Consider the following 22,996-nt stretch of genomic DNA (forward strand, 5'->3'; position numbering starts at 1 on the left):
AGGTTAACACATTGTTTAAACCGCTCGTGTTACGAATCCCTGTGATGGAATACGCGAAGTCCTGAGGTCATGGGGTTGGAAGACGTTCCTGGCGAATTGCTCGAGGTTGCCTGCGCAAGGATCAAGGATCTGGAGCGGCCGGCCTACATTAAGAACAGCGAACTGCGCTATGTCGTGGTGAACGATGCCTATGCGCGGCTTTTCGGTCGCGAGGCGGAGCGATTCACCGGGCTGAGAACCTCCGAACTCGGCAGCGGTTCCAGCGAGTGGAATCTCGAGGAAAACGAACGCCGGGCGCTGGTCTTCGGCACGGAAGAGGCGGCGGCCTGCAACGGCAATGCCCCGGACGAGCGCTTCGTCGTCGCCGTCGAGCGTTTCCTGCCCGACGACGAGCATGCTTTCGTCCTCGGCCTGTTTGCACAGCTTCCCGAACCGGAAACCGATGGCGAGACGGCGATCGATGGTCCGGTCTTTGCCGACCATCTGGTTTCCGAAGATATCCATGTCATCCGGATGGCATTGGAAAACACGGCTCATCCCGTCGGTGTCTTTGCCGAAGACGGGCGTCCGCTGGTCGTCAACGCCGCCTATCGTCGGAATGAACGGGCTGGTCTCTCCGGCATGATGCCGCCATCAGCCGCGGGCATCGCCGACGGTATCGTCGCAGACGATGTTTCCCTGCAGCTCGAACAGGCGCTGGGTCTGCTCGATGTCGGCGTCAGCATCTTCGACGACAACGACCGGCTGCTCTACAGAAACGAGCGCCAGCAGGCGTTTTACGGGGCGATGCTCGGAGAGATGCACCCGGGGATGCCGCTGCGCGTCGCGCTGGAGCGGATTTTCGACCATACGGCGGTGCATTACCCGGACATAGCGGCGACGCGCATGCCGTCGCGGGAGGTCTGGGTCGAGAGCAGGCTTGCCAACTGCCAGAAGCCGTTTCACGAAGATGTCGTCGAGCTTGCGGACGGGCGCTGGCTTCGCTGCATCAATCGCCGGCTGGAAAGCGGCGTACTGATTGCGTTGCGCGTCGATGTCACCGAGTTCAAGGAACAAGAACGCCAGCTTGTCCGGCATATCGACGAGGCGCTGCTCTATCGCTCCGTGCTGGAAGAATTGCCGGTCGCGACCTTTGTGCGCGACCGCAACCATCGCCTGACCTTCGTCAACCAGGCCTATGCCGACCTGATGGGCATGTCGCGCGAAGAGATGCTGAACAAGACGGAGACGGAGGTCTTCGGTGAAAGAGGCGAGACGTTCCATCGCCAGAACGACAACGTCCTGGATTCGGGCATCGTCATCCAGAAGGATGAGCAGCTGCTGCGCAGCGACGACCAGCCCGTCCAGGTGATCACCCGTGTCGCCCGCGTCGAGAGCGGCGGGGCCGAGCGCTTCCTCGTCGGATCGCTGACGGATATCACCATGCTCAAGGAGCGGGAGCGCGATTTGCTGCTCTCCCAGAAGGAAGCGGAAACGCTTCACCGCGATCTCGACAGCATCCTGCGGTCGCTGCCGGTCGGCGTGCTGATCCTCGGGCCGGATTTCGACATCGAATTCGCCAATGCGGCATTCTACGATATCTGGGACTGGCCGCTGGAGAAGCGGCTGGAGAAATCGCATTTCCGCGACTTCGTGCGCGTCAGCTTCGACAAGGGCTGGTATCTCGGTTACGGCGACGATTTCGAGGCGGCCTATAACCGTCGGCTCAACGAACTCAAGACCAGCTATGCCGTGGAGCAGCATGAAGTCCATCTGCCGACCGACAAGACGCTGATCATCACCAGCAAGCAGCTCAGCGACGGCAAGACGCTGGTTTCCTACGTCGACATCTCCGCGATGCGCGAGCAGGAGCGGCAGATCAACGAGGCCCGCCAGGAGCTGGAGCGCGTCGGGCAGGTGATCCAGGATGCCACGCGCGTCATGGCGCAGGGTCTGCTGGTGGTCGAAAATGGCGAAATCGTCCTGTCGAACGATGCCACGGCCAAGATCCTGCACGTGCCGCCCACCCTGACGGCGCCGGGAAAACGGTGGAGCGCCATTTTCGACCATTGCGCCGAACGCGGCGATTTCGGCGACAATCCGGAAAGCCTGCGCCGGGCATGGGACGAGAATATCCAGCAGCACCGGCCGATCTCGGCCGCCTTCATGACGGCGGGAACCACCTGGGTCCAGCTCGAGGTGACGTTCAGCGACGGCGGTCACTGGATGGTGGTGCTCAACGATCTCACCGAGATGAAGCAGCGCGAGGAAGAACTCCGGCGCCTGCTTGCTCGCTCCGAGGCTGCCGACCGGGCCAAATCCGAATTCCTCGCCAACATGAGCCACGAGATCCGCACGCCGATGAACGGCGTTCTCGGCATGGCGGAACTGCTGGCCAAGACGGATCTCGACACGCGTCAAAAAACCTTCATCGAAATCATCGGCAAGTCCGGCAATGCGCTGCTGACGATCATCAACGACATTCTCGATTTCTCCAAGATCGATGCCGGACAGATGAAGCTCAAGAAGGCGCCGTTCGATCCCGTCGAAGCGGTGGAGGACGTGGCGGCGCTTCTCTCTTCGGCTGCTTCGGAAAAAGATATCGAACTGATGGTCCGCAGCGGCGCCCAGGTGCCGCAGATGGTGGTCGGAGATGCCGGCCGTTTCCGGCAGATCGTCACCAATCTCGTCGGCAACGCCGTGAAATTCACCGAGAAGGGCCATATCCTCATCGACATCGCCGCCGTGCCCGATGGTGCCGACGGCGTCATGCTGTCCCTGCGTGTCGAGGATACCGGCATCGGCATTCCGCCGGAAAAGCTGGAAGCGATCTTCGAAAAATTCTCGCAGGTCGATTCTTCCTCGACGCGGCGGCATGAAGGCACCGGCCTCGGCCTTGCCATCACCGCCGGCCTCGTCGATCTCTTCGGCGGCTATATCGATGTCACCAGCGATATCGGCCACGGCTCGATCTTTACCGCGCACCTGCCGATGACGGCAGGGGTGCGCCGCGATACGGGCCGCGGCATACCCGTCAACGTCAAGGGTGCCCGCATCCTCGTCATCGACGACAACGAGGTGAACCGCCGGATCCTCACCGAACAGCTGGACATGTGGGGTTTCGACGGTTTTGCAGCCGAGAGCGGCCAGGCCGGCATCGACATCCTCTACGGCGCGCTGGATCTGGGACTGACAATCGACGCGATCGTGCTCGACTACCAGATGCCCGACGTCAACGGCGCCGATGTGGCGAAATACATCCGGCAGGATGCGCGTTTCGACGATGTTTCTATCATCTTCCTGACATCGATGGATGTCGTTGGCGACGAGAGCGTCTTTACGGCGCTCCGTATCCAGGCGCATCTGATGAAACCTGCCCGCGCCAACGTGCTGCGCAACACCATCGTCGATGTCGTGCGCAGCAGTCGCATCCGCCGTATCTCGCATGCGGTCGAGACCAGGCTGGAACCTGCGGCTGAACCGGCCGGACACGGTCCCACGCCGTCATCGCACCGCATGAGCGAAGCGCCGATGCCGGTAACCTCGGCGAGCCGTCAGCCGAGTGACGAGACGCGCTCCTGCGACGTGTTGGTCGCCGAAGACAACGAGGTGAACTGCATCGTCTTCTCGCAGATCCTCCAGGCAACAGACCTGCGTTTCATGATCGTCAACAACGGCCAGCAGGCCGTGGACGCCTGGGAAACATACAAGCCGGCAATCATCCTCATGGATGTGTCGATGCCGGTGATGAACGGGCATCAGGCGACGAAGCTCATCCGCGAACGGGAAGCGGCGGAAGGAAAGATACGGGTGCCGATCATCGGCGTCACGGCGCATGCGCTCGATGCCGACCGTGAACTCTGCCTGCAGTCCGGAATGGACGATTACCTGTCGAAACCCATCAGCCCGGAAATGCTGGAGGAGAAGATCGATCGCTGGCTGCGCCGGCCTGCCGGCTTGCCGGGTGATGCTTCCGGATCGAAGCCTTAAGAGCTTCGGTCCTGCGTCGAGAGTTTCAGGGTTTCTGCCCGCACAACATTTCCCGCTTCCCGGCAAAACCCGGGCGGCGTTCGACGGTAAAGCCGGCGGCGGCGAGGTTGCGCCGCACGAAACCGGCCGCGGCATAGGTGGCGAAACGCCCGCCCGGCGCCGTCTTGTCGTAGACCGCCTGCATCAGTTCGGCCGACCACATGTCGGCGTTGCGCGACGGCGCAAAGCCATCCAGGAACCAGGCGTCGAAATCCGCCGGCGCGCGCCGCACGCCATCCAGCGCCGGCCCGCATGCAACGGTCAGCCGCACGTTTTCAAAATCGAGGACGATGTCTGCCTGCGGGTCTTTCGGCCAGGCGGCGACGAGCGCCCGGCGTTCGGCATCGACCTCCGGCCAGCGCGACAGGGCGCGGTCGATTTCGTCGGCGTGCATCGGATAGAGTTCGAAGGAGGTGAAGGACAAGCGGGTACCGGGCGGTGCGGCCAATTTCCACTGTCTCCAGGTCTCGCAGAAATTCAGCCCGGTGCCGAAACCGAGTTCACCGATGCGAAATGTTTCCCGGCCCAACCAGCGTTCGGGCAGGCCGTTGCCGCTCAGGAACACATGGCCGCATTCCAGCCGACCGTCCGTCTGGCAATAAAAGTGATCGCCAAAGGCCGGCGAATAGGGCATATCGCCGTCGCGCCATTCGAGGTCCAGTCCGGCATTGCCGGCATTCGTGTCGGAGTCCGTCGTCATCATGGGAAATGCCGATAAGCCCGCCACGGTTTCCGGTCAATCGTCGACCGAGCTTTTGATCGTCGGCGGCGGCGTCATGGGGCTCTGGGCGGCCCTGCATGCCGGGCAGCGGGGTATACCTACAGTGCTTGTCGATGCCGGCGAGATCGGCTGCGGCGCAAGCGGCGGCCTGCTGGGCGCGCTGATGCCGCACATGCCGGACCGCTGGTCGGAAAAGAAGCAGTTCCAGTTCGAAGCCTTGCTGTCTCTGGAAGATGAGATCGCCACGCTGGAGGCCGAAACCGGGCTTTCGGCCGGTTATCGCCGTTGCGGACGACTGATCCCCCTGCCGAAACCACATCTGCGCACAATCGCTCTGCGCCATGAGCAGGATGCCGAAAAACATTGGACACATGGCGCGGGGCGATTTCACTGGCATGTGCTCGACAACCCGCCGCGCCCCGGCTGGCCGGCGGTCGAGGCGGGCGGCAGCGGTTTCGTTCACGACACGCTGGCGGCCCGGGTTTCTCCGCGCGGGCTCGTTTCGGTGCTTGCAGCGCGGGTGCGGCAATTGCCGGCTGTGCGTGTGCTGACGCGGACGGAGGTGACGGCGTTCGATGCGGTTGCGAATACCGTGACGCTGCAGGATGGTATCACGATCGCCTTCGGTCATTGCATCGTTTCGGCCGGCTTCCGCTCCTTCCCGTTCCTTGATGGCCTGACGACGGGCCTTTCCGCTTCGCTCGGCCAGCCGGTCAAGGGACAGGCGGCCCTGCTGCGCGCCGACATCGATCCGGCCCTGCCGGTGATTTTTCGCGATGGTCTCTACATCGTCGCGCATGAGGGCGGCCGGGTGGCGATCGGCAGCACCAGCGAAAACAGCTTTGCCGATCCCTTCGTGACCGACGCCCAGCTCGATACGCTGATCGATGCCGCAACCGATCTCGTTCCGGCGTTACGGCAGGCCGATGTCATCGAACGCTGGGCCGGGCTGCGGCCGAAAGCGATCGATCGCGACCCCATGATAGGCGCCCATCCCGAGCATCCGCGCATCGTCGCCCTGACCGGTGGTTTCAAGGTCAGCTTCGGCCTGGCGCACCGGCTGGCGGCGGCGGCTTTGGCGTCTTTGGCCGGCGAGAAGATAGACTTGCCGGCAAGCTTCGCGCTCGAAAGTCATATTGCTGTCGCACGGCGATCTACTTAATTTTTGTCGTTTTTTGCTGCACTGCGTTTCGCATCCCTGTCATGCAAATCACCTAGAGCATCCCCGCAAGCATACCGCTCCTGACGGGATCGACGTGCAGTCTCGCGCAAGTGTGGGTTGCTATTGTCGCAGTTGGTATCAGACAAGGGTGATCGCATGCGTTACGCAATCTTCTTTACGCCCCGGGCCCATGATCCGCTCTCCATCGCGGCTGCAAGCTGGCTCGGGCGCAACGTCTTTTCCGGTGAGGCCACGGATCCGCCGGCCGTTCCCGGCCTCTGCATGCACGAGATTGCTTTCCACACCGCCCTGCCGCGCCGCTACGGCTTCCATGCGACGCTGAAGGCGCCGTTCACGCTGGCGGAAGGTGTCACCGAGGCCATGCTGCTCAAGCAGTTGATGCGGTTCGCCGGCACACTGTCGCCCTTCGATATCCCGCGGCTGGAAATCGGCCGGTTGGGCGAGTTCTACGGGCTGGCACCAAGTGTGCCCAGCGAATCGCTGACCTATCTGGCGGCCGCCGTGGTGCAGGAATTCGACAGTTTTCGCGCCCCGCTCAGCGAGGCGGAGATCGAGCGCCGCGATCCCGGCGGGCTGACGGCGGCGCAGTTCGCCAATCTCTACCGCTGGGGCCATCCTTACGTCATGGATGAGTTCCGCTTCTACATGCCGCTGACCGGCCCGCTGGCCGGGCGGGATGCGTTGCGTTTCGAACAGTCGTTGCGCGCCTTCTTCGATCCGGTCATCGACGGTCCTGTCGAGGTGGCAAACCTCGCCCTTTTCGTCGAAGAAGAGCGCGGCTCACCGTTCCGCGTGCATTCGCTGCATCCGATGGGCCGGGTCTCGGCACGCAAGATCGCCTGAGCCTTTGCGCTCCGGGCACGATGCTGTTGCGTACATACCATCTCGACATTCGCGATGTGGGTGGTACCGTTCACCCCTCATTTGCAAGGTGATTTGATGGTATCTCAGACATATCCCCGCGATCTCGTCGGTTACGGACGCTCCATTCCCGATCCGAAATGGCCAGGGCAGGCGAACATTGCGGTTCAATTCGTGCTGAACTACGAGGAGGGCGGCGAAAGCTGCATCCTCGATGGTGACGACGCTTCCGAAAACCTGTTGTCGGAAATTGTTGGCGCACAGCCTTGGCCGGGCCAGCGCAACCTCAACATGGAATCGATCTATGAATACGGCTCGCGCGCCGGCTTCTGGCGGCTCTGGCGGATGTTCACCGGGTTGAACGTGCCGGTAACCGTCTACGGCGTGACCCTGGCGATGGCGCGCAACCCGGAGGCGGTGGCGGCGATGAAGGAAGCCGGTTGGGAAATCGCCAGCCACGGCTATCGCTGGCTGGAATACAAGGATTTCTCCGAAGAGGCCGAACGCAAGCACATCCTCGAAGCCGTGCGGCTGCACACCGAGGTGACCGGCGAGCGGCCCTACGGCATGTACCAGGGCAAGCCTTCGGACAGCACGTTGCGGCTGGTGATGGAGGAGGGCGGGTTCCTCTATTCCTCCGATTCTTATGCCGACGACCTGCCCTACTGGGTGAAGGGTGTCGACGGAAAGCCGTTCCTGATCATCCCCTACACGCTGGAAACCAACGACATGCGGTTCGCCACGCCGCAGGGCTTCAATTCCGGTGACCAGTTCTTCGCCTATCTCAAGGATGCCTTCGACGTGTTGTACGAGGAAGGCCGCGAGGGCAGCCCCAAGATGATGTCGATCGGCCTGCATTGCCGTCTCGTCGGCCGTCCCGGCCGGGCTGCGGCGCTGAAGCGGTTCATCGAATACGTGCTCAGCCACGACAAGGTGTGGATACCGAAACGCATCGACATTGCCAGGCACTGGCACGAACACCATAAGCCGGAAACGATCTGATGACGGCGCGCGGAGATTTTGTCGCCCGCTTCGGCGGTGTTTTCGAGCATTCACCCTTCATCGCCGAACGGGCTTACGACGAGGGGCTGATCATCGTGCCCTTGTCGGCCAAGCGTGTGCATGATGCGCTGTGCCTCATCTTCCGGCGCGCCACGGTGGAGGAGCGGCTTGGTGTCCTGCGCGCCCATCCCGATCTTGCCGGACGACTGGCCATCGCCGGCGAACTGACGGAGGATAGCCGCAAGGAGCAGGCGGGTGCCGGTCTTGACCGGCTCAGCCCGGCCGAACATGCGCGTTTCACCGAACTGAATGCCGCTTATGTCGAAAAATTCGGATTTCCCTTTATCATTGCCGTGAAAGGTCTAAACAAGGAGGGCATCCTCGCCGCGTTCGAAAAACGCGTCGGTAACAGCCGTGATGAGGAGTTCACGACCGCGACGGCGCAGGTGGAACGTATCGCTCTCCTGCGCCTGACGACCATGTTTCCGGAGACTTGAATGACAGACGTAAGCAATGCCAGCCTGCCGGCTTTCGCAGTTGGCGCGATCAATCTTGCCTCGGCGCGGCTGGGCGCCAAGGGCCTTTATGCCACCGACGAATTCTTTGCGCCGCTGGAGCGCATGCTGGCGGATACGGACCCGCACTGGGACCCGAACCTCTACGACGACAACGGCAAGTGGATGGACGGCTGGGAGAGCCGCCGCAAGCGCGTGCCGGGTCACGACTGGGCCATCATCCGTCTTGCCATGCCGGGCCGCATCTTCGGCTTCGACGTCGACACCCATTATTTCACCGGCAACTATCCGCCGCACTGCTCCATCGAAGCGGCCTTCGTCGAGGACGGCGATCCCACGGACGCGACGGTATGGACGGAAATCCTTGCCAAGGCGCCACTCGGCCCGGGCGCGCATCATTTCTTCGAAAATGCTGGAAAGCAGGAGATCTGGACGCATCTACGCCTGCACATCTATCCCGATGGCGGCGTGGCGCGCCTGCGCGTTTACGGTTCGGCCTATTTCGACTGGTCGAAGGTCGGTGCCAACGACGAGGTCGATCTCGGTTACATCTTCAACGGTGCCAAGTCGCTTGCCTGGTCGGATGCGCATTACGGCGTGCCGGACAAGATGCTGGGTCCCGGCCGCGGCCTCAACATGGGCGATGGCTGGGAAACCAAGCGTCGGCGTGGCCCTGGCCATGACTGGGCGGTGATCCGGCTCGGCCATCCCGGCACGATCCGCCGGCTGATCGTCGATACCGCCTTCTTCAAGGGTAATTTCCCCGATACCTGCGAATTGCTGGGCGCCAACCGCCCGGATCTCGGCGACACCTTGTCGGATGCCGATATCGCCGCGTCGGAAAGCTGGCAGCCGATCCTGCCGCGCACCAAGCTGCAGATGGACCATATCCATGAATTCGGCGCTGGTGCGCTGGCCGATATCGGCCCGATCACCCATGTGCGTTTCGCCATGCATCCGGATGGCGGCGTCATGCGCCTGCGCCTGTTCGGCACCAAGGCGTGAGCGCTTTTCTGCGCGCTTTCTCTCGCCTATATTCGCGGCATCAGGAGTGATGCCGCGATGAAACCCTCAGAGGTCTTGGAAAAGAACAGGGAAGCGATCCGCGAGGCGACCCGTCGCTTCAATGCGACGAACCCCCGCGTCTTTGGCTCCGTCGCCCGTGGCGAGGACAGGCCGGACAGCGATCTGGATATTCTGGTGGATACGCTGCCGGGGACGACGCTGTTCGATCTGGGCGGGCTTTTGGAGGAGCTGAAGGTTCTCATGTCGGGAACCGATATCCATCTCCTGACGCCCGGCGATTTTCCGATGAAAGTTCGGGAGCACGTCCTACAGGAAGCAAAACCGGTATGACGGTCGATCGCCTTCAGACCCTTCTCGAAGAGATGGAGCAGGCGGCTTCCGAGATCGGTGTCTTCCTCGCCGGCATCAGCAGGGAAGATTTTCTCGGTGATGTCATGCGGCAGCGGGCCGTGGGCATGAACCTGGTGATCATCGGCGAAATCGCCACGCAACTTGCCGACAGTCATCCGTTCGTCCTCACGGATCATCCGGAGATACCGTGGATCAAGATTCGCGGCATGCGCAATCGTATCGCCCATGGCTATCTGAGCATCAATCTCGATACGATATGGGATACCGCCCGGCAGGCGATCCCCGACCTCGTCGACAAACTCCACGCATTGCGCCATTGGCGCGCTCAAGGCGAATGAATGACATCCACCACTCTCCCGATCCGTCCCCTGACTGCATCCGCCTTCGCCCCGTTCGGCGACGTCATCGAAACCAACCCCGCCGCCATGCGCCACATCAACGGCGGCACGACGGAGCGGTATCACGCCCTGGCGCGCGCCGAGGCCGAAGGCGACGATGCGCGGGTGATCATCAACATTTTTCGCGGCGAGCCGCGCCGGTTTCCTTATGCCGTCAATATGATGGAGCGTCATCCATTCGGCAGCCAGAGTTTTTCGCCGCTGTCCGGGCGACCGTTCCTGGTGGTTGTTTCCGAGGATGAGGGCGGGCGTCCCGGTATTCCCCAGGTGTTTTTCGCCCGCGGCGACCAGGGCGTGAATTACCGGCGCAATGTCTGGCACCATCCGCTGATGACGCTCGGTGAGACCGCCGATTTCCTCGTCGTCGACCGCGAGGGGCCGGGCAACAATCTGGAAGAGTTCTTTTTCGACGTGCCCTACATCATTGCGGAGCCCAGCCCATGACCGGATTGACCACCCATGTTCTCGATGCCGCCCACGGCACGCCGGCCGAAGGGCTGACGATCGAGCTGTTCCGCCTTTCCGGCGACCGCCGCGAGAAATTGAAAACCGTCGTCACCAATGCCGACGGGCGGGTCGATGGCGGGCCTCTGCTGATTGGCGAGCAGTTCCTGGCTGGAGAATACGAGTTGCTGTTCCATGCCGGCGATTATCTGCGCCGCAAGGGTGTTACGCTGGCCGAACCGGCTTTTCTCGACCTCATCCCGATCCGTTTCGGTATAGCCGATGTCGCCGGGCACTACCACGTGCCTCTGCTGCTTTCGCCCTACAGCTATTCCACCTATCGCGGGAGCTGACGGCATGATCTTCGCCGCGATCGCCGATATCCATGGAAATTGCGCGGCGCTGGAAGCGGTGCTTGCCGATATCGACCGGCAAGGCATCACCGACATCGTCAATCTCGGCGATTGCCTCAGCGGCCCGCTGGAGGCGGATCGCACCGCCGACCTGTTGATGTCGCGCGAGATGCTGCATGTGCGCGGCAATCACGACCGCTACCTGATCGAAAGTCCGGCGGATGCCATGCCCTTATGGGAGGAGCACGCCTTCCGGCAGCTGTCGGCCCGGCATCTGGACTGGCTGCGCAGCCTGCCGTTCAGCACCGTCTGGCGCGATGAGATCTATTGCTGCCACGCCACCCCGAAGGACGACAACACCTATTGGCTGGAGAAGGTCTCGACGGAGGGACATATCTTCCTGCGGCCCGTCGAGGAGATCGAGGCGTTGGCAGAGGGCATCGTGCAGCCGCTGATCCTGTGCGGCCACAGCCATATCCCGCGGATCGTCCGCCTGCGCGACGGGCGGCTGATCGTCAATCCGGGCAGCGTCGGCGGCCCGGCCTATGACGACGACGCACCGCATGTCCACAAGGTGGAGGCAGGCGCGCCGTTTGCGAGTTATGCGGTGCTGGAAAAGACGGATGCCGGCTGGCTGACGGCGTTCCGGCAGGTGCCTTACGACCACGCTGCAATGGCAAGGCTTGCCATGCAGAATGGCCGTCCGGAATGGGCAAGCGCGCTGCAGACGGGCTGGCTGCGATAATATCCGCCGAACGCGACGCGCCCGGCGGGGGGTGGATCAGGCGTCGAGCAGGATGTTCTTGTCGACGTCGGCGATGTTGCGCTTGCCGCAGAGCGCCATGGTGATGTCCATCTCCTTGCGGATGATCTCCAGCGCCGTGGTGACGCCGCGCTTGCCGTCGGCGCCGAGGCCATAGAGGAAGGGACGGCCGATGTATGTGCCCTTGGCGCCAAGCGCCACGGCCTTCAGCACGTCCTGGCCGGAGCGGATGCCGCCGTCGATATGCACTTCGATCTTGTCACCGACCGCATCGACGATGCGCGGCAGCATGCCGATCGAGGACATGGCGCCGTCGAGCTGGCGGCCGCCGTGGTTCGAGACGATGATGGCGTCGGCGCCGGTCGAGACCGCCATCTTGGCGTCTTCCGGATCGAGGATGCCCTTGAGGATCAGCGGGCCGCCCCAGCGTTCCTTGATCCACGCCACGTCGTTCCAGGACAGCCGCGGGTCGAACTGTTCCGAGGTCCAGACCGACAGCGACGAGAGGTCGGTGACGCTCTTGGCGTGGCCGACGATGTTGCGGAAGGTGCGGCGCTGGGTGCCGAGCATCTTTAGGCACCAGCCGGGGCGCGTCGCCATCTGCCAGATGTGCTTCGGCGTGAATTTCGGCGGCGCGGACAGGCCGTTGCGGATGTCCTTGTGACGCTGGCCGAGGATCTGCAGGTCGAGCGTCAAGACCAGCGCCGAGCACTTGGCCGCCTTTGCGCGGTCGATCAGGTTGATGACGAAATCGCGGTCCTGCATGACGTAGAGCTGGAACCAGAACGGTTTTTTGGTGACGGAAGCGACATCCTCGATCGAGCAGATGCTCATGGTCGACAGCGTGAAGGGCACGCCGAATTCTTCCGCCGCTTGCGCCGCCAGCATTTCGCCGTCGGCATGCTGCATGCCGGTCAGGCCGGTCGGCGACAAGGCGACCGGCATGGAAACCGGCTGGCCGATCATCGACGAGGCGAGGGACCGGTTCGTCATGTCAACCAGCACCCGCTGCCGGAGCTTGATCTTGGCGAAATCGTCCTCGTTGGCGCGGTAGGTGCTCTCCGTCCAGGCGCCGCTATCGGCATAATCGAAGAACATCTTTGGAACCCGGCGCTTGGCGAGTGCCTTCAGATCCTTGATTTCCAGCGGCTTGCCCATCTCGATCCCCTTGTGGTGAATTGCCCTGACGCGGCAATAGCACGGTCGGGGGCGGCCTGTTAAGACTGCTGCGTGGCAAGAGGTAAATTTTTTTTACCTCTACGAGAATTGTTCGGCGACGAGCGGCTCCGGGAACGAAATCATCCCTGCCCGGTTAAAGACCGGGAAAGGAGACGACGATGGCATTGACGGCAATTTATGCGCAACTCAACTGTTCCGATCTCGGGGCCAGTACGGCCTGGTTCTCCACCTTGTTCGCCCGTCAGCCCGATGCCCGGCCAATGCAGGGATTGGCGGAATGGCATCATGGCCGCGAGGCGGGCTTCCAGCTCTACGAAAATCCGCAGCAAGCGGGCAGCGGCACGCTGACCCTGCTCGTGGACGACATCCGCAGCGAGCAAGAGCGGCTGGGGGCAGGCGGAGTGAAAACCGCAGAGATCGAGACAGCCGACTACACGACGATCATGCGTCTCAACGACCCTGACGGCAATCTGGTTGTCCTGGCGCAGCCGGGTCGAGGATGATCTCGTCGCGAAGAGCCGGCTCCGTCATTCAGGTGCGAAGCGTGCTCTTCGCCGCCTTGCCCGCCACATAGGTTTCTGCAATCGCCCGGTCATCGCCCATCGTCTGCAGCAGGAACAGTTCTTCGGCGAGCGTCTTCACCACTTCCATCTTCAGCGCCATGGCCGGCGTGGCGGCGGCATCGAGCACGACGAGGTCGGCGTCGGAGCCGGGAGCCAGCGTGCCGATGCGGTCGTCGAGCGCCAGCGCTTCGGCATTGCCGCGCGTCATCAGGTAGAAACTTTCGAGCGGGTTCAGCCTTTCGCCTTGCAATTGCTGGATCTTGTAGGCCTCGTCCATCGTCCGCAGCATGGAATAGCTGGAGCCGCCGCCGATATCGGTGGCGACGGCGATGCGCACCGGTTTTTCCCGGCGCATGAGCTTCTTCATCGGGAAGAGGCCGGAGCCCAGGAAGAGGTTGGAGGTCGGGCAATGCACGGCAATGGAGCTGGCGTCGCTCAGGGCATCGGCCTCGCGGTCGGAGAGGTGGATGGCGTGGCCGAGCAGCGTCTTGCGACCGAGCAGGCCGTAACGGGCGTAGATGTCGGTATAGTCGATGGCCTCGGGGTAGAGCGAGCAGGTGTAGTCGATCTCGTCGGTGTTTTCCGAAAGATGCGTCTGGATGTGCAGGTCGGGGAATTCCCGCGCCAGCGCCTGTGCCGCCTCCATCTGCGCCGGGGTCGAGGTGATGGCGAAGCGCGGGGTGATGGCGACGTGGTTGCGGCCCTTGCCGTGCCATTCGGCGATGATCTGCCGGGTCTCGTCGTAACCCGTTTCCGGCGTATCGAGCAGGCCTTGCGGGGCGTTGCGGTCCATCATCACCTTGCCGGCGACCATGCAGAGGTTACGGCGCAGGCTTTCGGCGAAGAAGGCGTCGGCGGAGGCCTTGTGCACCGAGCAGTAGGCCACCGCCGTCGTCGTGCCGTGGCGGATCAACTCGCCGAAGAAATGCGTGGCGATGCGTTCCGCATGCGCGCTTTCGACGAAACGGCATTCCTCCGGAAATGTGTAGGTGTTCAGCCATTCCAGCAGATTGGCGGCATAGGAGCCGATCACCTGCATCTGCGGGAAATGCAGATGCATGTCGATGAAGCCCGGCAGGATGAGGTGCGGCCGGTGGTCAATCTCGACGGTATCGGCGGGCGCGGTCGCCTTGATAGCGGCATAATCGCCTTTTGCGGCGATCTTGCCGTCGTCGACCAGCAGGCCGCCGTCCTCGATGTAGTCGTAGCTGGCGGCATCGGCGAGGCTTTCCGGCGCGCGCTTGAAGGAGAGCAGGCGACCGCGCAGCAGGGTCATGGTCATTGCGCCGATCCTTCGGTCACGCTGTTTTCGAACCAGGCGACCAGCAGCTTGCGTTCCTCCGGCGTGATCTCGGTCAGATTGCCGGGCGGCATGGCGTGGCTGCGCCCGGCCTGCAGGTAGATTTCGCGAGCATGTGCGGCAATCTCTCCGTCAGCTTCCAGCACGACGCCCTTGGGTGCGCGCAATATGCCGTCCCAGACGGGTTCGGCAGCGTGGCACATCGAGCAGCGGCTGAGCACGATGTCTTTGGCAGCCGGGAAGTGGCTGTTAGCGGCAAATTTCTGGAAGGTCGGGGCGATGGCCGTTTCCTGTTCGCCGGTCAGGATTTTCGGAACCGTCGAGAGCCAGATGATGATGATGAACAGGATCACCGTCGCCGCCCATGTCCAGGTCGGCCGGCCTTTTCGGGCGTGGGTGGTGTTGAACCAGTGGCGGATGGTGACGCCCATCAGGAACACCAGCGCCGCGATCACCCAGTTGAAGGCGGTGGCGAAGGCCAGCGGATAGTGGTTCGACAGCATGAAGAAGATGACGGGCAGCGTCAGGTAGTTGTTGTGCAGCGAGCGCTGCTTGGCGATGAAGCCGTATTTCGGATCCGGCGTGCGGCCGGCGATCAGGTCGGCGACGACGATTTTCTGGTTGGGAATGATGATGAAGAAGACGTTGGCCGACATGATCGTCGCCGTGAAGGCGCCGAGATGCAGGAAGGCAGCGCGGCCGGAGAAGATCTGCGTATAGCCCCAGGCCATGGCAACCAGCGCCACGTAAAGCACCAGCATCAGGCCCCAGAGGTTCTTGCCGAGCGGCGACTTGCAAAGCAGGTCGTAGATGATCCAGCCGAGACCGAGCGAGGCGAGCGAGAGCACGATCGCCGTGGTCTGGCTGATGTCGAGCACATGCCGGTCGATGAGGAAGAGATCGGCGCCGCCGTAATAGACCAGACAGAGCATGGCAAAGCCCGACAGCCAGGTGGCATAGGATTCCCATTTGAACCAGGTCAGGTGCTCCGGCATGCTGGCAGGCGCCACCAGATATTTTTGGATGTGGTAAAAACCGCCACCATGGACCTGCCACTCCTCGCCATAGGCGCCCGGCGGCAGATGCGGCCGTTTCACCAGGCCGAGATCCAGTGCGATGAAATAGAAGGAAGAGCCGATCCAGGCGATCGCCGTGATGACGTGCAACCAGCGCACGGCGAAAGCGAGCCATTCCCAGGCTATGGCGAATTCATACATTCCTGTCCCCTTTGCTCTCTCCCGACTCGGCACTTTGCGAAAAAAATCAAAGGCAGGGAAGGGTAAATCGCCGCTGTACACGGCGGAAAAGGCCTCTTGCCGTCTCGGCGCGTCTCCAGCTCACCTGTAATTTTTGCATTGCAACAATTCGGGATTAGCCTGATACATCAGTATATGCTAAAATAATGATGCGATTGGCCGGCAAACCGGCATGTCATCCGGTTTGCCGCTGATGCTTTCATCAACGGAGAATATGCCATGCGCTCTGTTCTGACCCTTGTGATGATTGCGTTTGCGTCCTGCGTCCAAGCCCACGAAGCCCAGACGGGCTGGAAGTATGAAGCGTTTTGCTGCAACGGAAACAGCCACAACGGCGATTGCCAGATGATCCCGACGCGCAGCGTCAAGATCACGCCCAGCGGGTTTGTGGTTCAGTTGACGCCCGGCGGCCATCGGCTGGTAACCCGTCGCCATATCTTCAACCTGAAGCAAGGTGACGCCCGGCGATCACAGGATGGCGAATATCACCTTTGCCTGTTCCCAGATGAAAACACGCCGCGTTGCTTCTATGCGCCGGACATGGGTTTCTGAGTTCTTGCGAGGCTGGCAGATGCATGTCGTACGGCTTGTCTTGTCCGGCAGGTTGTTGCGCGTGGAGCGCGCCAGCCGTCAGCCGACCAGCCCGGGCAGGATGTGCAGATTGGAAGAAAAACTTGCGCTTTGTTGGCGGTCTGCCGCCATGCGCGCCTGGAGGTCTTCGAAGCTGAGGGGCCTGGCGTAATAATAGCCCTGCGCGAATTCGGCGCCGAGCCCGGTCAAGGCATCGGCCTGCATCGGTGTCTCGACACCTTCCACAACCACCTCCGTGCCGATTTCCTTCGCAATGGCAATGATATGAGGGATCATGGACCCCTTGTAGGAGCCGTCACTTTCTCCGATATCATCGACGAAGGATTTGTCGATCTTGAGGTAGTCGGGCCGTATCTCCTTCAATTGCTTCAGATTGGACGTTCCGGTCCCGAAATCGTCAATGGCGATCTTGAACCCGAAGCTTTTCAGGTAGGTGATCGTTTCTTCGCTCGAAACCATCTCGCCAATCCCGGTCTCGAGAATTTCGCAAACGAGTTGAAAGCCACGCTGCCTCAGTTCTCTGAAACCGGCGCAGCCTTTGATCTTCTCGAGCTGGTCGTGTTCGAGGTCTTTCGGATAGAAATTGAAGGCAACACGAAATCCGGGCGGACAGTCGAGGCGCGAAAGCTCCCGGAGGGTTCTGGTGACAATGATTTCCGTGAACTTCCATGTGGAGCCGCCGGCGCTGATCAGCGGGACGAATACATTCGGAGGCAGCGGGCCGATTTCATCCTCGAAGCGCGCCAATACTTCGCAGCCGACGGTCGCTCCGCTTCGGAGGCAGACGATCGGCTGATAAACGCAACGAAAGTTTTCGTATCTGCGGAGCGCCAGAGACCGCAACACGCGTCCCTTTTCACTCGAACGCGCCTTGGAGTGCTCGGAGACAAGGAGGAAGACGGCGATCGCTACCGAGGTGGAAAAAAGCAAGCCGAGGATGCAGCCCAGTATGTTTCGCTGCCAGATCTCCGTGAAACTGCGCTTGCCGATGACGCAGATACTGCCACTGGCGTGAGCGCAAGACATTACCAGTGCTGAGGTGCCCAGCCGTGCTTGTTGCGATTTGATGAACTCGTCGTACAGCGTGGCATCGCCATATGCGGGGGCTAGAAACTCGTTTTTAGCATTGACGGTTATCAACGACCATCGGAGATCGCCCATCACCCCCCGCAGGCTTGCGGGAAACAACACCAATCCGAAGTCCCGCTCCCTGACCAGATGATAAAGCTGGCCCGCCGGGAGGAAATTCAGTTCAACCTCAAGCCAAGTCTTTCGACCAGGGTATTTGGGGTTGAGGGCGGATTCACCGGTAATCTCGACTGACGAACTCAGCAGTCCGGCAACTGCCGAACATCGAATTGTGTTCGTGTCCGGTGCAAAGACCACGATGTCGCCGACCTGACGGTTGCTGACCAGGTTCGCCCTGAGGGTGGACAGCGTCTGGTCGTTGCAGCTCGCTACCGGGATTTCCTTGAGTTTCTGGAAAACGGCATTGCGCTCGCTCATGATCTGGGTCGCCAGATGCAGCAGGGTCTCCACGCTCGTGCGCACGGCGGCTTTCTCGATCGAGAAAACCGTCCACCAGACGACTAAAAAAACGCCCAGACCAGCCGCAAAACCATAAAATACGGCCATTGGACGCTGGTTCTGTTTGGGATTTCTCGGCGAGTTCATACGCTAACCCTGAACAAATTCACGAACATCACTATCCTTGCGAGCTTAAAATCTCGTTTCCAGAACAGCGCCTGCGGCAAATTGGCGGATTTTTCCGTTTATTTTCAGCGACAAAACCTTCCCGCCCGAAGATCGTGTTGTCAAGCTGCCGTCAGAAGAAAGACAAGCGCTGAAATTCGACCATGTTCGGAGATGTCATTCAAGTCCGTCATGCTGGCGCTAGACGGCCATTTCCGACAGGAGCCAGTTGCGAAACGCCTTGATTTTCGGAACGTTGCGCCGGCTCTCCGGATAGGCAAGCCAATAGTCGCGCCCGTCATTGCAGAGAATGTCGAAAGGTTGGCAGAGGCGGCCGGCGGCAATGTCCTCCTGGAAATGACCGGGATTGAGGATGGCGACCCCTTGTCCGGCCATGGCGATGCCGGCATCGAGAAGTTGGGTGCCGAATTCATTGCGGGGAAAACGGCCGAGATCGGGATTCTCGACACCTGTGGCGGCGAACCATTGTTGCCACCACGGATCGCCGGCACTGATGATCGACAGTTTTAACAGATCCTCGGGTTTTTCGAGGCCGCCGGAGGCTTCCAGCAGCTTCGGACTGAGCATCGGCGTGAAGTCGAGCTGCATGATGCGGTGTGCAGAAAGCCCCGGCCAGTCGCCGTGCCCCCAACGGATGGCGACGTCGGCGACTTCGCGGGTGAAATCCACCATCGATGCCGAACTGATCAGCCGCACGGCGATGGTGGGATGGCGAAGCTGGAAGGCGCCGAGATGGCGGGAAAACCATTGCTGCGCGAAGGTCGCCGTCGAGTGGATCGCCAGCATGTCGCCGGACGCTTCCATGACGGCGCTCAACGCGTCCTGCAGCTGGCCGAAGGCCTCGCTGACCCTCGGCGCCAGCCGTTCGCCGATGTCCGTCAGCGTCACCTGGCGCGGGCGGCGCAGGAAAAGCGGCTCTCCGATATGATCTTCCAGCAGCTTGATCTGGTAGCTGACGGCCGTCTGGGTCAGGCCCAGTTCCTCACCCGCCTTGGTGAAACTGCCGTAGCGCGCTGCGGCTTCGAAGACGCGGATCGCATTCAGGGGAAGCTGCCTGGACATTTTCATGGATGAGTTCTCTTGATCCATACAGGCGGTTATTCGATTGGATAACCGCTGATTTTGAAGGCATTTTAGACCCAGATACACAAGATGAAAACGGGTCTTTCCCGTGGGAGGCCAAAATGTCTTCATGGAAAAAATCAGGCGCCGGCTGGCGCTTTCGGCTGTTCAAGCGCCTGGCGCGCCGTCTTGTCGGATCGAGCGAAAGCATCGATGTCGAGATGATGCCGGACGCCTGGAAACGGGACGTCGGGCTGCTCGACGGGCGTGAACCGCGGTCCTGCCCGAAAAGCGGATTCTGGAGTTGATGAACGGCGAACGGATGCCGTTCCGTTACCTCTATCGAACCGCTGTTCGAAACATATGCAGGGCGACCAGCAACTCCGCTGCGACCAGGGCGGCAATCACCGCCGGTCGCTTGTCCTTGACCGCGTTTCCGCCAATCGGCAGCACCAGGCGGTCGAGCCAGGATTTTTCTCCGCCCTCGCGGTTCAGCCAATGCGCGAAGGTGGCGCGTTTGGTCGCCGAGCCGATCATGCCGATATAGGCCAGATCGCGCCGTGCCAGGGCCTCGCGCGCGATCAGGAAATCCAGCGCGTGGTCGTGGGTGACGATCAGCACCGCGCTTCCTTCGGGCAGATCGGCAATCGTTGCCTCGGGCATGGCGACGTGGCGCAGCTCGACGCCGGCCGGCAGGCCGGCAAGTTCTTCCAGCCGGGTTTCCAGAACGGTGACGGATAGCGGCAATGGATCGAGGGCTGCGGCGATCGCCTTGCCGACATGGCCGGCACCGAAGAGATAGACCGTCGGCCACGCCTCTTCCTCGGTTCTGAGCCGCCTGTCGATCTCGGTTGCAACACTTGCGTCCACCGGCCGGAAGCGCAGCAGCGTGCGGCCGCCGCAGCATTGGCCGATTTCGGGACCCAGGGGGACATCGAGCGTGGCTTCCCGGAATTCACCGGCAAGCATGGCGCGGGCGTGCTCGATGGCGATGAATTCGAACTGGCCGCCGCCGATCGTGCCCCACAGCGCATTTGCCGAAACCAGCATGAACGTACCGGCTTCCCGCGGCGTCGAGCCCTTCGTTTCGGCAAGATCGACGAGCATGCTCACAGGGTGGCGAGCGAGAAAGCCGCCGGGCGTCAGGCCGGTCATGGGTGGCGACCGGAAATGCTCCTGCCGGAGGCGTTGTCGGATAAGGATGGCGTGTCCCCTTCTCCCCGCCGGGTAAAAGGGGGAGGAAAGTGCCTTCCCACGCGACATGCAGCGTCTCCGCAAGGCAACGGGGCTGTCCGGCCCCGGCTCGCCGTCATGCCAGTCCTTTCAGCCGCTCCACCGCCATCAGCACCCGTTCCGGCGTCGCCGGCGCATCGAGCCTTGGGCAGAAGCGGTAGTCCGCGACGCTGGCGACGGCCATGGAGAGCGCTTCCAGCACCGAGATGGCCAGCATGAACGGCGGCTCGCCGACCGCCTTGGAGCGGCCGATGGTTGCCTCGGCATTCTCCGACCATTCCGCCAGCCTGACGTTGAAGATCTTCGGGCGGTCGGAGGCGAGCGGGATCTTGTAGGTGGACGGGGCGTGGGTGCGCAGCCGGCCCTTGTCGTCCCACCAGAGCTCTTCCGTCGTCAGCCAGCCCATGCCCTGCACGAAGGCGCCTTCGACCTGGCCGATGTCGATGGCCGGGTTGAGCGATTTGCCGACGTCGTGGAGGATGTCTGTGCGGTCGATCAGATATTCGCCGGTCAGCGTGTCGATGGTGACTTCCGAGCAACTGGCGCCATAGGAGAAATAGTAGAAGGGATGGCCGCGGCCAGCCTTGCGGTCCCAATGGATCTTCGGCGTCTTGTAGAAGCCGGCGGCCGAAAGCTGGACGCGGTCGAAATAGGCGCGCGATACCAGCGTGTCGAACGGCACGATTTCACTGCCGGCGCGCACGCGGTTCGGCAGGAACTCCACCTCTTCCTTCGGCACGTTGTAACTACGGGCGGCAAAATCGACCAGCCGCTCCTTGATCTGCCGGGCGGCGTCGTAGGCGGCCATGCCGTTGAGGTCCGAGCCGGAGGATGCGGCGGTGGCCGAGGTGTTCGGCACCTTCGCCGTCGTCGTCGCGGTGATCTTCACCCGCTCGATATCCACCTGGAAGCAGTCGGCGACGACCTGGGCGACCTTGGTGTTGAGGCCCTGGCCCATCTCTGTGCCGCCGTGGTTCAGGTGGATCGAGCCGTCGTTATAGACGTGCACCAGCGCTCCGGCCTGGTTGAAGGCGGTCAGCGTGAAGGAAATGCCGAATTTCACCGGCGTCAGCGCGATGCCCTTGCGCAGGAAACGGCTGGTCTTGTTGAATTCGATGATGGCTTGCCGCCGCGCCTGGTAATCGCTGGACTGCTCAAGTTCGCCGACGACACGGCCGATGATGTTGTCCTGCACCTGCTGGTGATAGGGGGTCAGGTCGCGGCCGGAGCCGGGCTGGCCGTAAAAATTCAGCTTGCGGATCTCCAGAGGATCGCGACCGACGGCGTAGGCGATCTCTTCGATGATGCGTTCGCCGCCGAGCATGCCCTGCGGCCCGCCAAAACCGCGGAAGGCGGTGTTGGAGACGGTATGCGTCTTCAACGGCTTCGATGTCAGCCGCACATGCGGATAGAAATAGGAACTGTCGGCATGGAACAGGGCGCGGTCGGTGACCGGGCCGGACAGGTCGGAGGAATAACCGCAGCGCGCCGCAAAAGTGGCATCGACCGCATGGATGCGGCCGCGCTCGTCGTAGGCGACGTCGTAATCGACGAGGAAGTCGTGCCGCTTGCCGGTCATGACCATGTCTTCGTCGCGGTCGGGGCGGAATTTCACCGCCCGCTTCAACTTCTTGGCGGCGAGGGCGGCAAGGGCTGCAAACTGGTTGCCCTGGGTTTCCTTGCCGCCGAAGCCGCCGCCCATGCGCCGTGTCTGTACCGTCACCGCGTTGGCGGGAATGCCGAGCACATGGCCGACCATATGCTGCACTTCGCTCGGATGCTGGGTGGAGGACCAGACGGTGACCTCGTCGTCCTCACCCGGAATGGCCATGGCGATGTGGCCTTCGAGATAAAAATGCTCCTGCCCGCCAATGCGCATCTGCCCTTTGAGGCGATAGGGCGGCTTGGTGATCTCCGTCTGCGGATCGCCGCGCAGCAGCGTCATCGGTTCGGTGACCAGCGGCGCCTCGTTGGCGAGCGCGCCGTCGATATCGCTCCAATGGGGCAGGGGCTTGTATTCGATCTTCGCCAGCCGCGCGGCGCGGCGGGCGGCATCGCGGGTTTCGGCGATGACGGCAAAGATCGGCTGGCCGTGGAACTGCACGTCGGTGACGGCGAGCAGCGGTTCGTCGTGGCGGCCGCTGGGGGACACGTCGTTGACGCCGGGAACGTCCTTGCCGGTGATCACCCAGACCACGCCGGGCGCCGTCCTCACGGCATCGAGATCCATCGACAGGATTGCGCCGTGCGCGCATGTGGACAGGCCGAGCGCGCCGTGCAGCGTGCCGGCCGTTTCCGGAATGTCGTCGATATATTCCGCGGCACCGGTGACGTGCTTGTGCGCGGAATCATGTTTCAGCGACACATGCATGCGGCCGTTGATGTCGGTCTTCTTTTCGAAGGTCGAGGTGTCCATTATCGTTCTCCCTCGTGATGTGGCGTGTTCCCCTTTTCTCCTCGGGGAGAAGGTGGTG

22 protein-coding genes are annotated in these 22,996 nt (G+C 62.0%); 14 read left to right on the forward strand and 8 right to left on the reverse strand.

Features of this window, described 5'->3' with window-relative positions:
* Positions 1-75: 75 nt before the first annotated feature.
* Positions 76-3,969: a response regulator gene (locus tag ACSQ3I_RS18205; protein ID WP_436001277.1), complete on the forward strand. Its 3,894-nt coding sequence runs from the start codon at positions 76-78 to the stop codon at positions 3,967-3,969.
* A gap of 25 nt (positions 3,970-3,994) precedes the next feature.
* On the opposite strand, the gene mnmD is transcribed toward ACSQ3I_RS18205, so the two are convergent.
* Positions 3,995-4,711: a tRNA (5-methylaminomethyl-2-thiouridine)(34)-methyltransferase MnmD gene (gene mnmD, locus ACSQ3I_RS18210; RefSeq protein ID WP_436001279.1), complete on the reverse strand. Its 717-nt coding sequence runs from the start codon at positions 4,709-4,711 to the stop codon at positions 3,995-3,997.
* Here mnmD and ACSQ3I_RS18215 point away from each other — a divergent pair.
* The 10 genes from ACSQ3I_RS18215 (at position 4,710) to ACSQ3I_RS18260 (ending at position 11,607) form a co-directional block, all read left to right on the forward strand.
* On the forward strand, positions 4,710-5,891 hold the full coding sequence (locus ACSQ3I_RS18215) for an NAD(P)/FAD-dependent oxidoreductase (protein ID WP_436001281.1): 1,182 nt from the start codon (positions 4,710-4,712) through the stop codon (positions 5,889-5,891). The genes mnmD and ACSQ3I_RS18215 overlap by 2 nt on opposite strands.
* 156 nt (positions 5,892-6,047) lie before the next feature.
* Positions 6,048-6,755 carry a DUF1045 domain-containing protein gene (locus tag ACSQ3I_RS18220; protein WP_436001283.1) on the forward strand — a complete coding sequence of 236 codons (708 nt, stop codon included), beginning with the start codon at positions 6,048-6,050 and terminating at the stop codon, positions 6,753-6,755.
* Positions 6,756-6,851: 96 nt separating this feature from the next.
* Entirely contained in the window at positions 6,852-7,775 is a 924-nt protein-coding gene (gene puuE / locus ACSQ3I_RS18225; RefSeq protein WP_436001285.1) for an allantoinase PuuE, read from the forward strand.
* Positions 7,775-8,272 carry a 2-oxo-4-hydroxy-4-carboxy-5-ureidoimidazoline decarboxylase gene (uraD, locus tag ACSQ3I_RS18230; RefSeq protein ID WP_436001287.1) on the forward strand — a complete coding sequence of 166 codons (498 nt, stop codon included), beginning with the start codon at positions 7,775-7,777 and terminating at the stop codon, positions 8,270-8,272. The genes puuE and uraD overlap by 1 nt, the downstream gene beginning before the upstream one ends.
* Positions 8,273-9,295 carry an allantoicase gene (gene alc / locus ACSQ3I_RS18235; RefSeq protein ID WP_436001289.1) on the forward strand — a complete coding sequence of 341 codons (1,023 nt, stop codon included), beginning with the start codon at positions 8,273-8,275 and terminating at the stop codon, positions 9,293-9,295.
* A gap of 57 nt (positions 9,296-9,352) precedes the next feature.
* Positions 9,353-9,646 (forward strand): nucleotidyltransferase family protein, encoded by a 294-nt coding sequence (locus tag ACSQ3I_RS18240; protein WP_436001291.1) that lies wholly within the window; start codon positions 9,353-9,355, stop codon positions 9,644-9,646.
* Positions 9,643-10,005: a HepT-like ribonuclease domain-containing protein gene (locus ACSQ3I_RS18245; protein WP_436001293.1), complete on the forward strand. Its 363-nt coding sequence runs from the start codon at positions 9,643-9,645 to the stop codon at positions 10,003-10,005. Before ACSQ3I_RS18240 ends, ACSQ3I_RS18245 begins: the two co-directional genes overlap by 4 nt.
* Entirely contained in the window at positions 10,006-10,509 is a 504-nt protein-coding gene (locus ACSQ3I_RS18250; protein WP_436001295.1) for an ureidoglycolate lyase, read from the forward strand.
* Positions 10,506-10,862, forward strand: coding sequence for a hydroxyisourate hydrolase (gene uraH / locus ACSQ3I_RS18255; RefSeq protein WP_436001297.1), 357 nt, complete (start codon positions 10,506-10,508; stop codon positions 10,860-10,862). The genes ACSQ3I_RS18250 and uraH overlap by 4 nt, the downstream gene beginning before the upstream one ends.
* Before the next feature lie 4 nt (positions 10,863-10,866).
* On the forward strand, positions 10,867-11,607 hold the full coding sequence (locus ACSQ3I_RS18260) for a metallophosphoesterase family protein (RefSeq protein ID WP_436001299.1): 741 nt from the start codon (positions 10,867-10,869) through the stop codon (positions 11,605-11,607).
* Between the two features lie 36 nt (positions 11,608-11,643).
* Here ACSQ3I_RS18260 and ACSQ3I_RS18265 read toward each other — a convergent pair whose 3' ends face one another.
* On the reverse strand, positions 11,644-12,783 hold the full coding sequence (locus ACSQ3I_RS18265; RefSeq protein ID WP_436001301.1) for an alpha-hydroxy acid oxidase: 1,140 nt from the start codon (positions 12,781-12,783) through the stop codon (positions 11,644-11,646).
* A gap of 179 nt (positions 12,784-12,962) precedes the next feature.
* Here ACSQ3I_RS18265 and ACSQ3I_RS18270 point away from each other — a divergent pair, with 179 nt between their 5' ends.
* On the forward strand, positions 12,963-13,307 hold the full coding sequence (locus tag ACSQ3I_RS18270; protein WP_436001303.1) for a VOC family protein: 345 nt from the start codon (positions 12,963-12,965) through the stop codon (positions 13,305-13,307).
* A gap of 28 nt (positions 13,308-13,335) precedes the next feature.
* Here the strand turns inward: ACSQ3I_RS18270 and guaD are convergent, their stop codons facing one another.
* Positions 13,336-14,649: a guanine deaminase gene (gene guaD / locus ACSQ3I_RS18275; protein ID WP_436001305.1), complete on the reverse strand. Its 1,314-nt coding sequence runs from the start codon at positions 14,647-14,649 to the stop codon at positions 13,336-13,338.
* A complete protein-coding gene (puuD, locus tag ACSQ3I_RS18280) occupies positions 14,646-15,884 on the reverse strand; it encodes a urate hydroxylase PuuD (RefSeq protein WP_436001307.1) in 1,239 nt (412 codons plus the stop codon). The genes guaD and puuD overlap by 4 nt, the downstream gene beginning before the upstream one ends.
* Before the next feature lie 258 nt (positions 15,885-16,142).
* On the opposite strand from puuD, the gene ACSQ3I_RS18285 reads away from it, so the two are divergent.
* A complete protein-coding gene (locus ACSQ3I_RS18285) occupies positions 16,143-16,475 on the forward strand; it encodes a hypothetical protein (RefSeq protein ID WP_436001309.1) in 333 nt (110 codons plus the stop codon).
* 78 nt (positions 16,476-16,553) lie between these two features.
* On the opposite strand, the gene ACSQ3I_RS18290 is transcribed toward ACSQ3I_RS18285, so the two are convergent.
* Together ACSQ3I_RS18290 and ACSQ3I_RS18295 are read right to left on the reverse strand one after the other, a co-directional pair.
* Positions 16,554-18,149: an EAL domain-containing protein gene (locus ACSQ3I_RS18290; protein ID WP_436001311.1), complete on the reverse strand. Its 1,596-nt coding sequence runs from the start codon at positions 18,147-18,149 to the stop codon at positions 16,554-16,556.
* 258 nt (positions 18,150-18,407) lie between these two features.
* Positions 18,408-19,295 (reverse strand): LysR substrate-binding domain-containing protein, encoded by an 888-nt coding sequence (locus ACSQ3I_RS18295; protein WP_436001313.1) that lies wholly within the window; start codon positions 19,293-19,295, stop codon positions 18,408-18,410.
* 2 nt (positions 19,296-19,297) lie between these two features.
* Between ACSQ3I_RS18295 and ACSQ3I_RS18300 the strand changes: the two genes are divergently transcribed.
* Positions 19,298-19,597 carry a hypothetical protein gene (locus ACSQ3I_RS18300; protein ID WP_436001315.1) on the forward strand — a complete coding sequence of 100 codons (300 nt, stop codon included), beginning with the start codon at positions 19,298-19,300 and terminating at the stop codon, positions 19,595-19,597.
* A 31-nt stretch (positions 19,598-19,628) separates the two neighbouring features.
* On the opposite strand, the gene xdhC is transcribed toward ACSQ3I_RS18300, so the two are convergent.
* Both xdhC and xdhB read right to left on the reverse strand, forming a co-directional pair.
* Positions 19,629-20,444 carry a xanthine dehydrogenase accessory protein XdhC gene (gene xdhC, locus ACSQ3I_RS18305; RefSeq protein WP_436001317.1) on the reverse strand — a complete coding sequence of 272 codons (816 nt, stop codon included), beginning with the start codon at positions 20,442-20,444 and terminating at the stop codon, positions 19,629-19,631.
* A 154-nt stretch (positions 20,445-20,598) separates the two neighbouring features.
* Positions 20,599-22,938, reverse strand: a complete 2,340-nt coding sequence (gene xdhB, locus ACSQ3I_RS18310; RefSeq protein WP_436001319.1) for a xanthine dehydrogenase molybdopterin binding subunit — start codon at positions 22,936-22,938, stop codon at positions 20,599-20,601.
* Positions 22,939-22,996: the final 58 nt, after the last annotated feature.

This window comes from Rhizobium sp. LjRoot30, assembly GCF_964253915.1.
In the GTDB taxonomy this organism is placed as follows: Bacteria; Pseudomonadota; Alphaproteobacteria; order Rhizobiales; family Rhizobiaceae; genus Metarhizobium.

Excerpts from the sequence above, each read along its gene's own strand:
- guaD (WP_436001305.1), bottom strand. The coding sequence starts at position 14,649 with ATGACCATGACCCTGCTGCGCGGTCGCCTGCTCTCCTTCAAGCGCGCG.
- ACSQ3I_RS18240 (WP_436001291.1), top strand. The coding sequence starts at position 9,353 with ATGAAACCCTCAGAGGTCTTGGAAAAGAACAGGGAAGCGATCCGCGAG.
- puuE (WP_436001285.1), top strand. The coding sequence starts at position 6,852 with ATGGTATCTCAGACATATCCCCGCGATCTCGTCGGTTACGGACGCTCC.
- ACSQ3I_RS18285 (WP_436001309.1), top strand. The coding sequence starts at position 16,143 with ATGCGCTCTGTTCTGACCCTTGTGATGATTGCGTTTGCGTCCTGCGTC.
- alc (WP_436001289.1), top strand. The coding sequence starts at position 8,273 with ATGACAGACGTAAGCAATGCCAGCCTGCCGGCTTTCGCAGTTGGCGCG.
- xdhB (WP_436001319.1), bottom strand. The coding sequence starts at position 22,938 with ATGGACACCTCGACCTTCGAAAAGAAGACCGACATCAACGGCCGCATG.
- ACSQ3I_RS18270 (WP_436001303.1), top strand. The coding sequence starts at position 12,963 with ATGGCATTGACGGCAATTTATGCGCAACTCAACTGTTCCGATCTCGGG.
- ACSQ3I_RS18300 (WP_436001315.1), top strand. The coding sequence starts at position 19,298 with ATGAGTTCTCTTGATCCATACAGGCGGTTATTCGATTGGATAACCGCT.
- ACSQ3I_RS18290 (WP_436001311.1), bottom strand. The coding sequence starts at position 18,149 with ATGGCCGTATTTTATGGTTTTGCGGCTGGTCTGGGCGTTTTTTTAGTC.
- ACSQ3I_RS18295 (WP_436001313.1), bottom strand. The coding sequence starts at position 19,295 with ATGAAAATGTCCAGGCAGCTTCCCCTGAATGCGATCCGCGTCTTCGAA.
- xdhC (WP_436001317.1), bottom strand. The coding sequence starts at position 20,444 with ATGACCGGCCTGACGCCCGGCGGCTTTCTCGCTCGCCACCCTGTGAGC.
- ACSQ3I_RS18250 (WP_436001295.1), top strand. The coding sequence starts at position 10,006 with ATGACATCCACCACTCTCCCGATCCGTCCCCTGACTGCATCCGCCTTC.
- ACSQ3I_RS18215 (WP_436001281.1), top strand. The coding sequence starts at position 4,710 with ATGGGAAATGCCGATAAGCCCGCCACGGTTTCCGGTCAATCGTCGACC.
- ACSQ3I_RS18245 (WP_436001293.1), top strand. The coding sequence starts at position 9,643 with ATGACGGTCGATCGCCTTCAGACCCTTCTCGAAGAGATGGAGCAGGCG.
- ACSQ3I_RS18220 (WP_436001283.1), top strand. The coding sequence starts at position 6,048 with ATGCGTTACGCAATCTTCTTTACGCCCCGGGCCCATGATCCGCTCTCC.
- puuD (WP_436001307.1), bottom strand. The coding sequence starts at position 15,884 with ATGTATGAATTCGCCATAGCCTGGGAATGGCTCGCTTTCGCCGTGCGC.
- ACSQ3I_RS18260 (WP_436001299.1), top strand. The coding sequence starts at position 10,867 with ATGATCTTCGCCGCGATCGCCGATATCCATGGAAATTGCGCGGCGCTG.
- ACSQ3I_RS18265 (WP_436001301.1), bottom strand. The coding sequence starts at position 12,783 with ATGGGCAAGCCGCTGGAAATCAAGGATCTGAAGGCACTCGCCAAGCGC.
- uraD (WP_436001287.1), top strand. The coding sequence starts at position 7,775 with ATGACGGCGCGCGGAGATTTTGTCGCCCGCTTCGGCGGTGTTTTCGAG.
- uraH (WP_436001297.1), top strand. The coding sequence starts at position 10,506 with ATGACCGGATTGACCACCCATGTTCTCGATGCCGCCCACGGCACGCCG.
- mnmD (WP_436001279.1), bottom strand. The coding sequence starts at position 4,711 with ATGATGACGACGGACTCCGACACGAATGCCGGCAATGCCGGACTGGAC.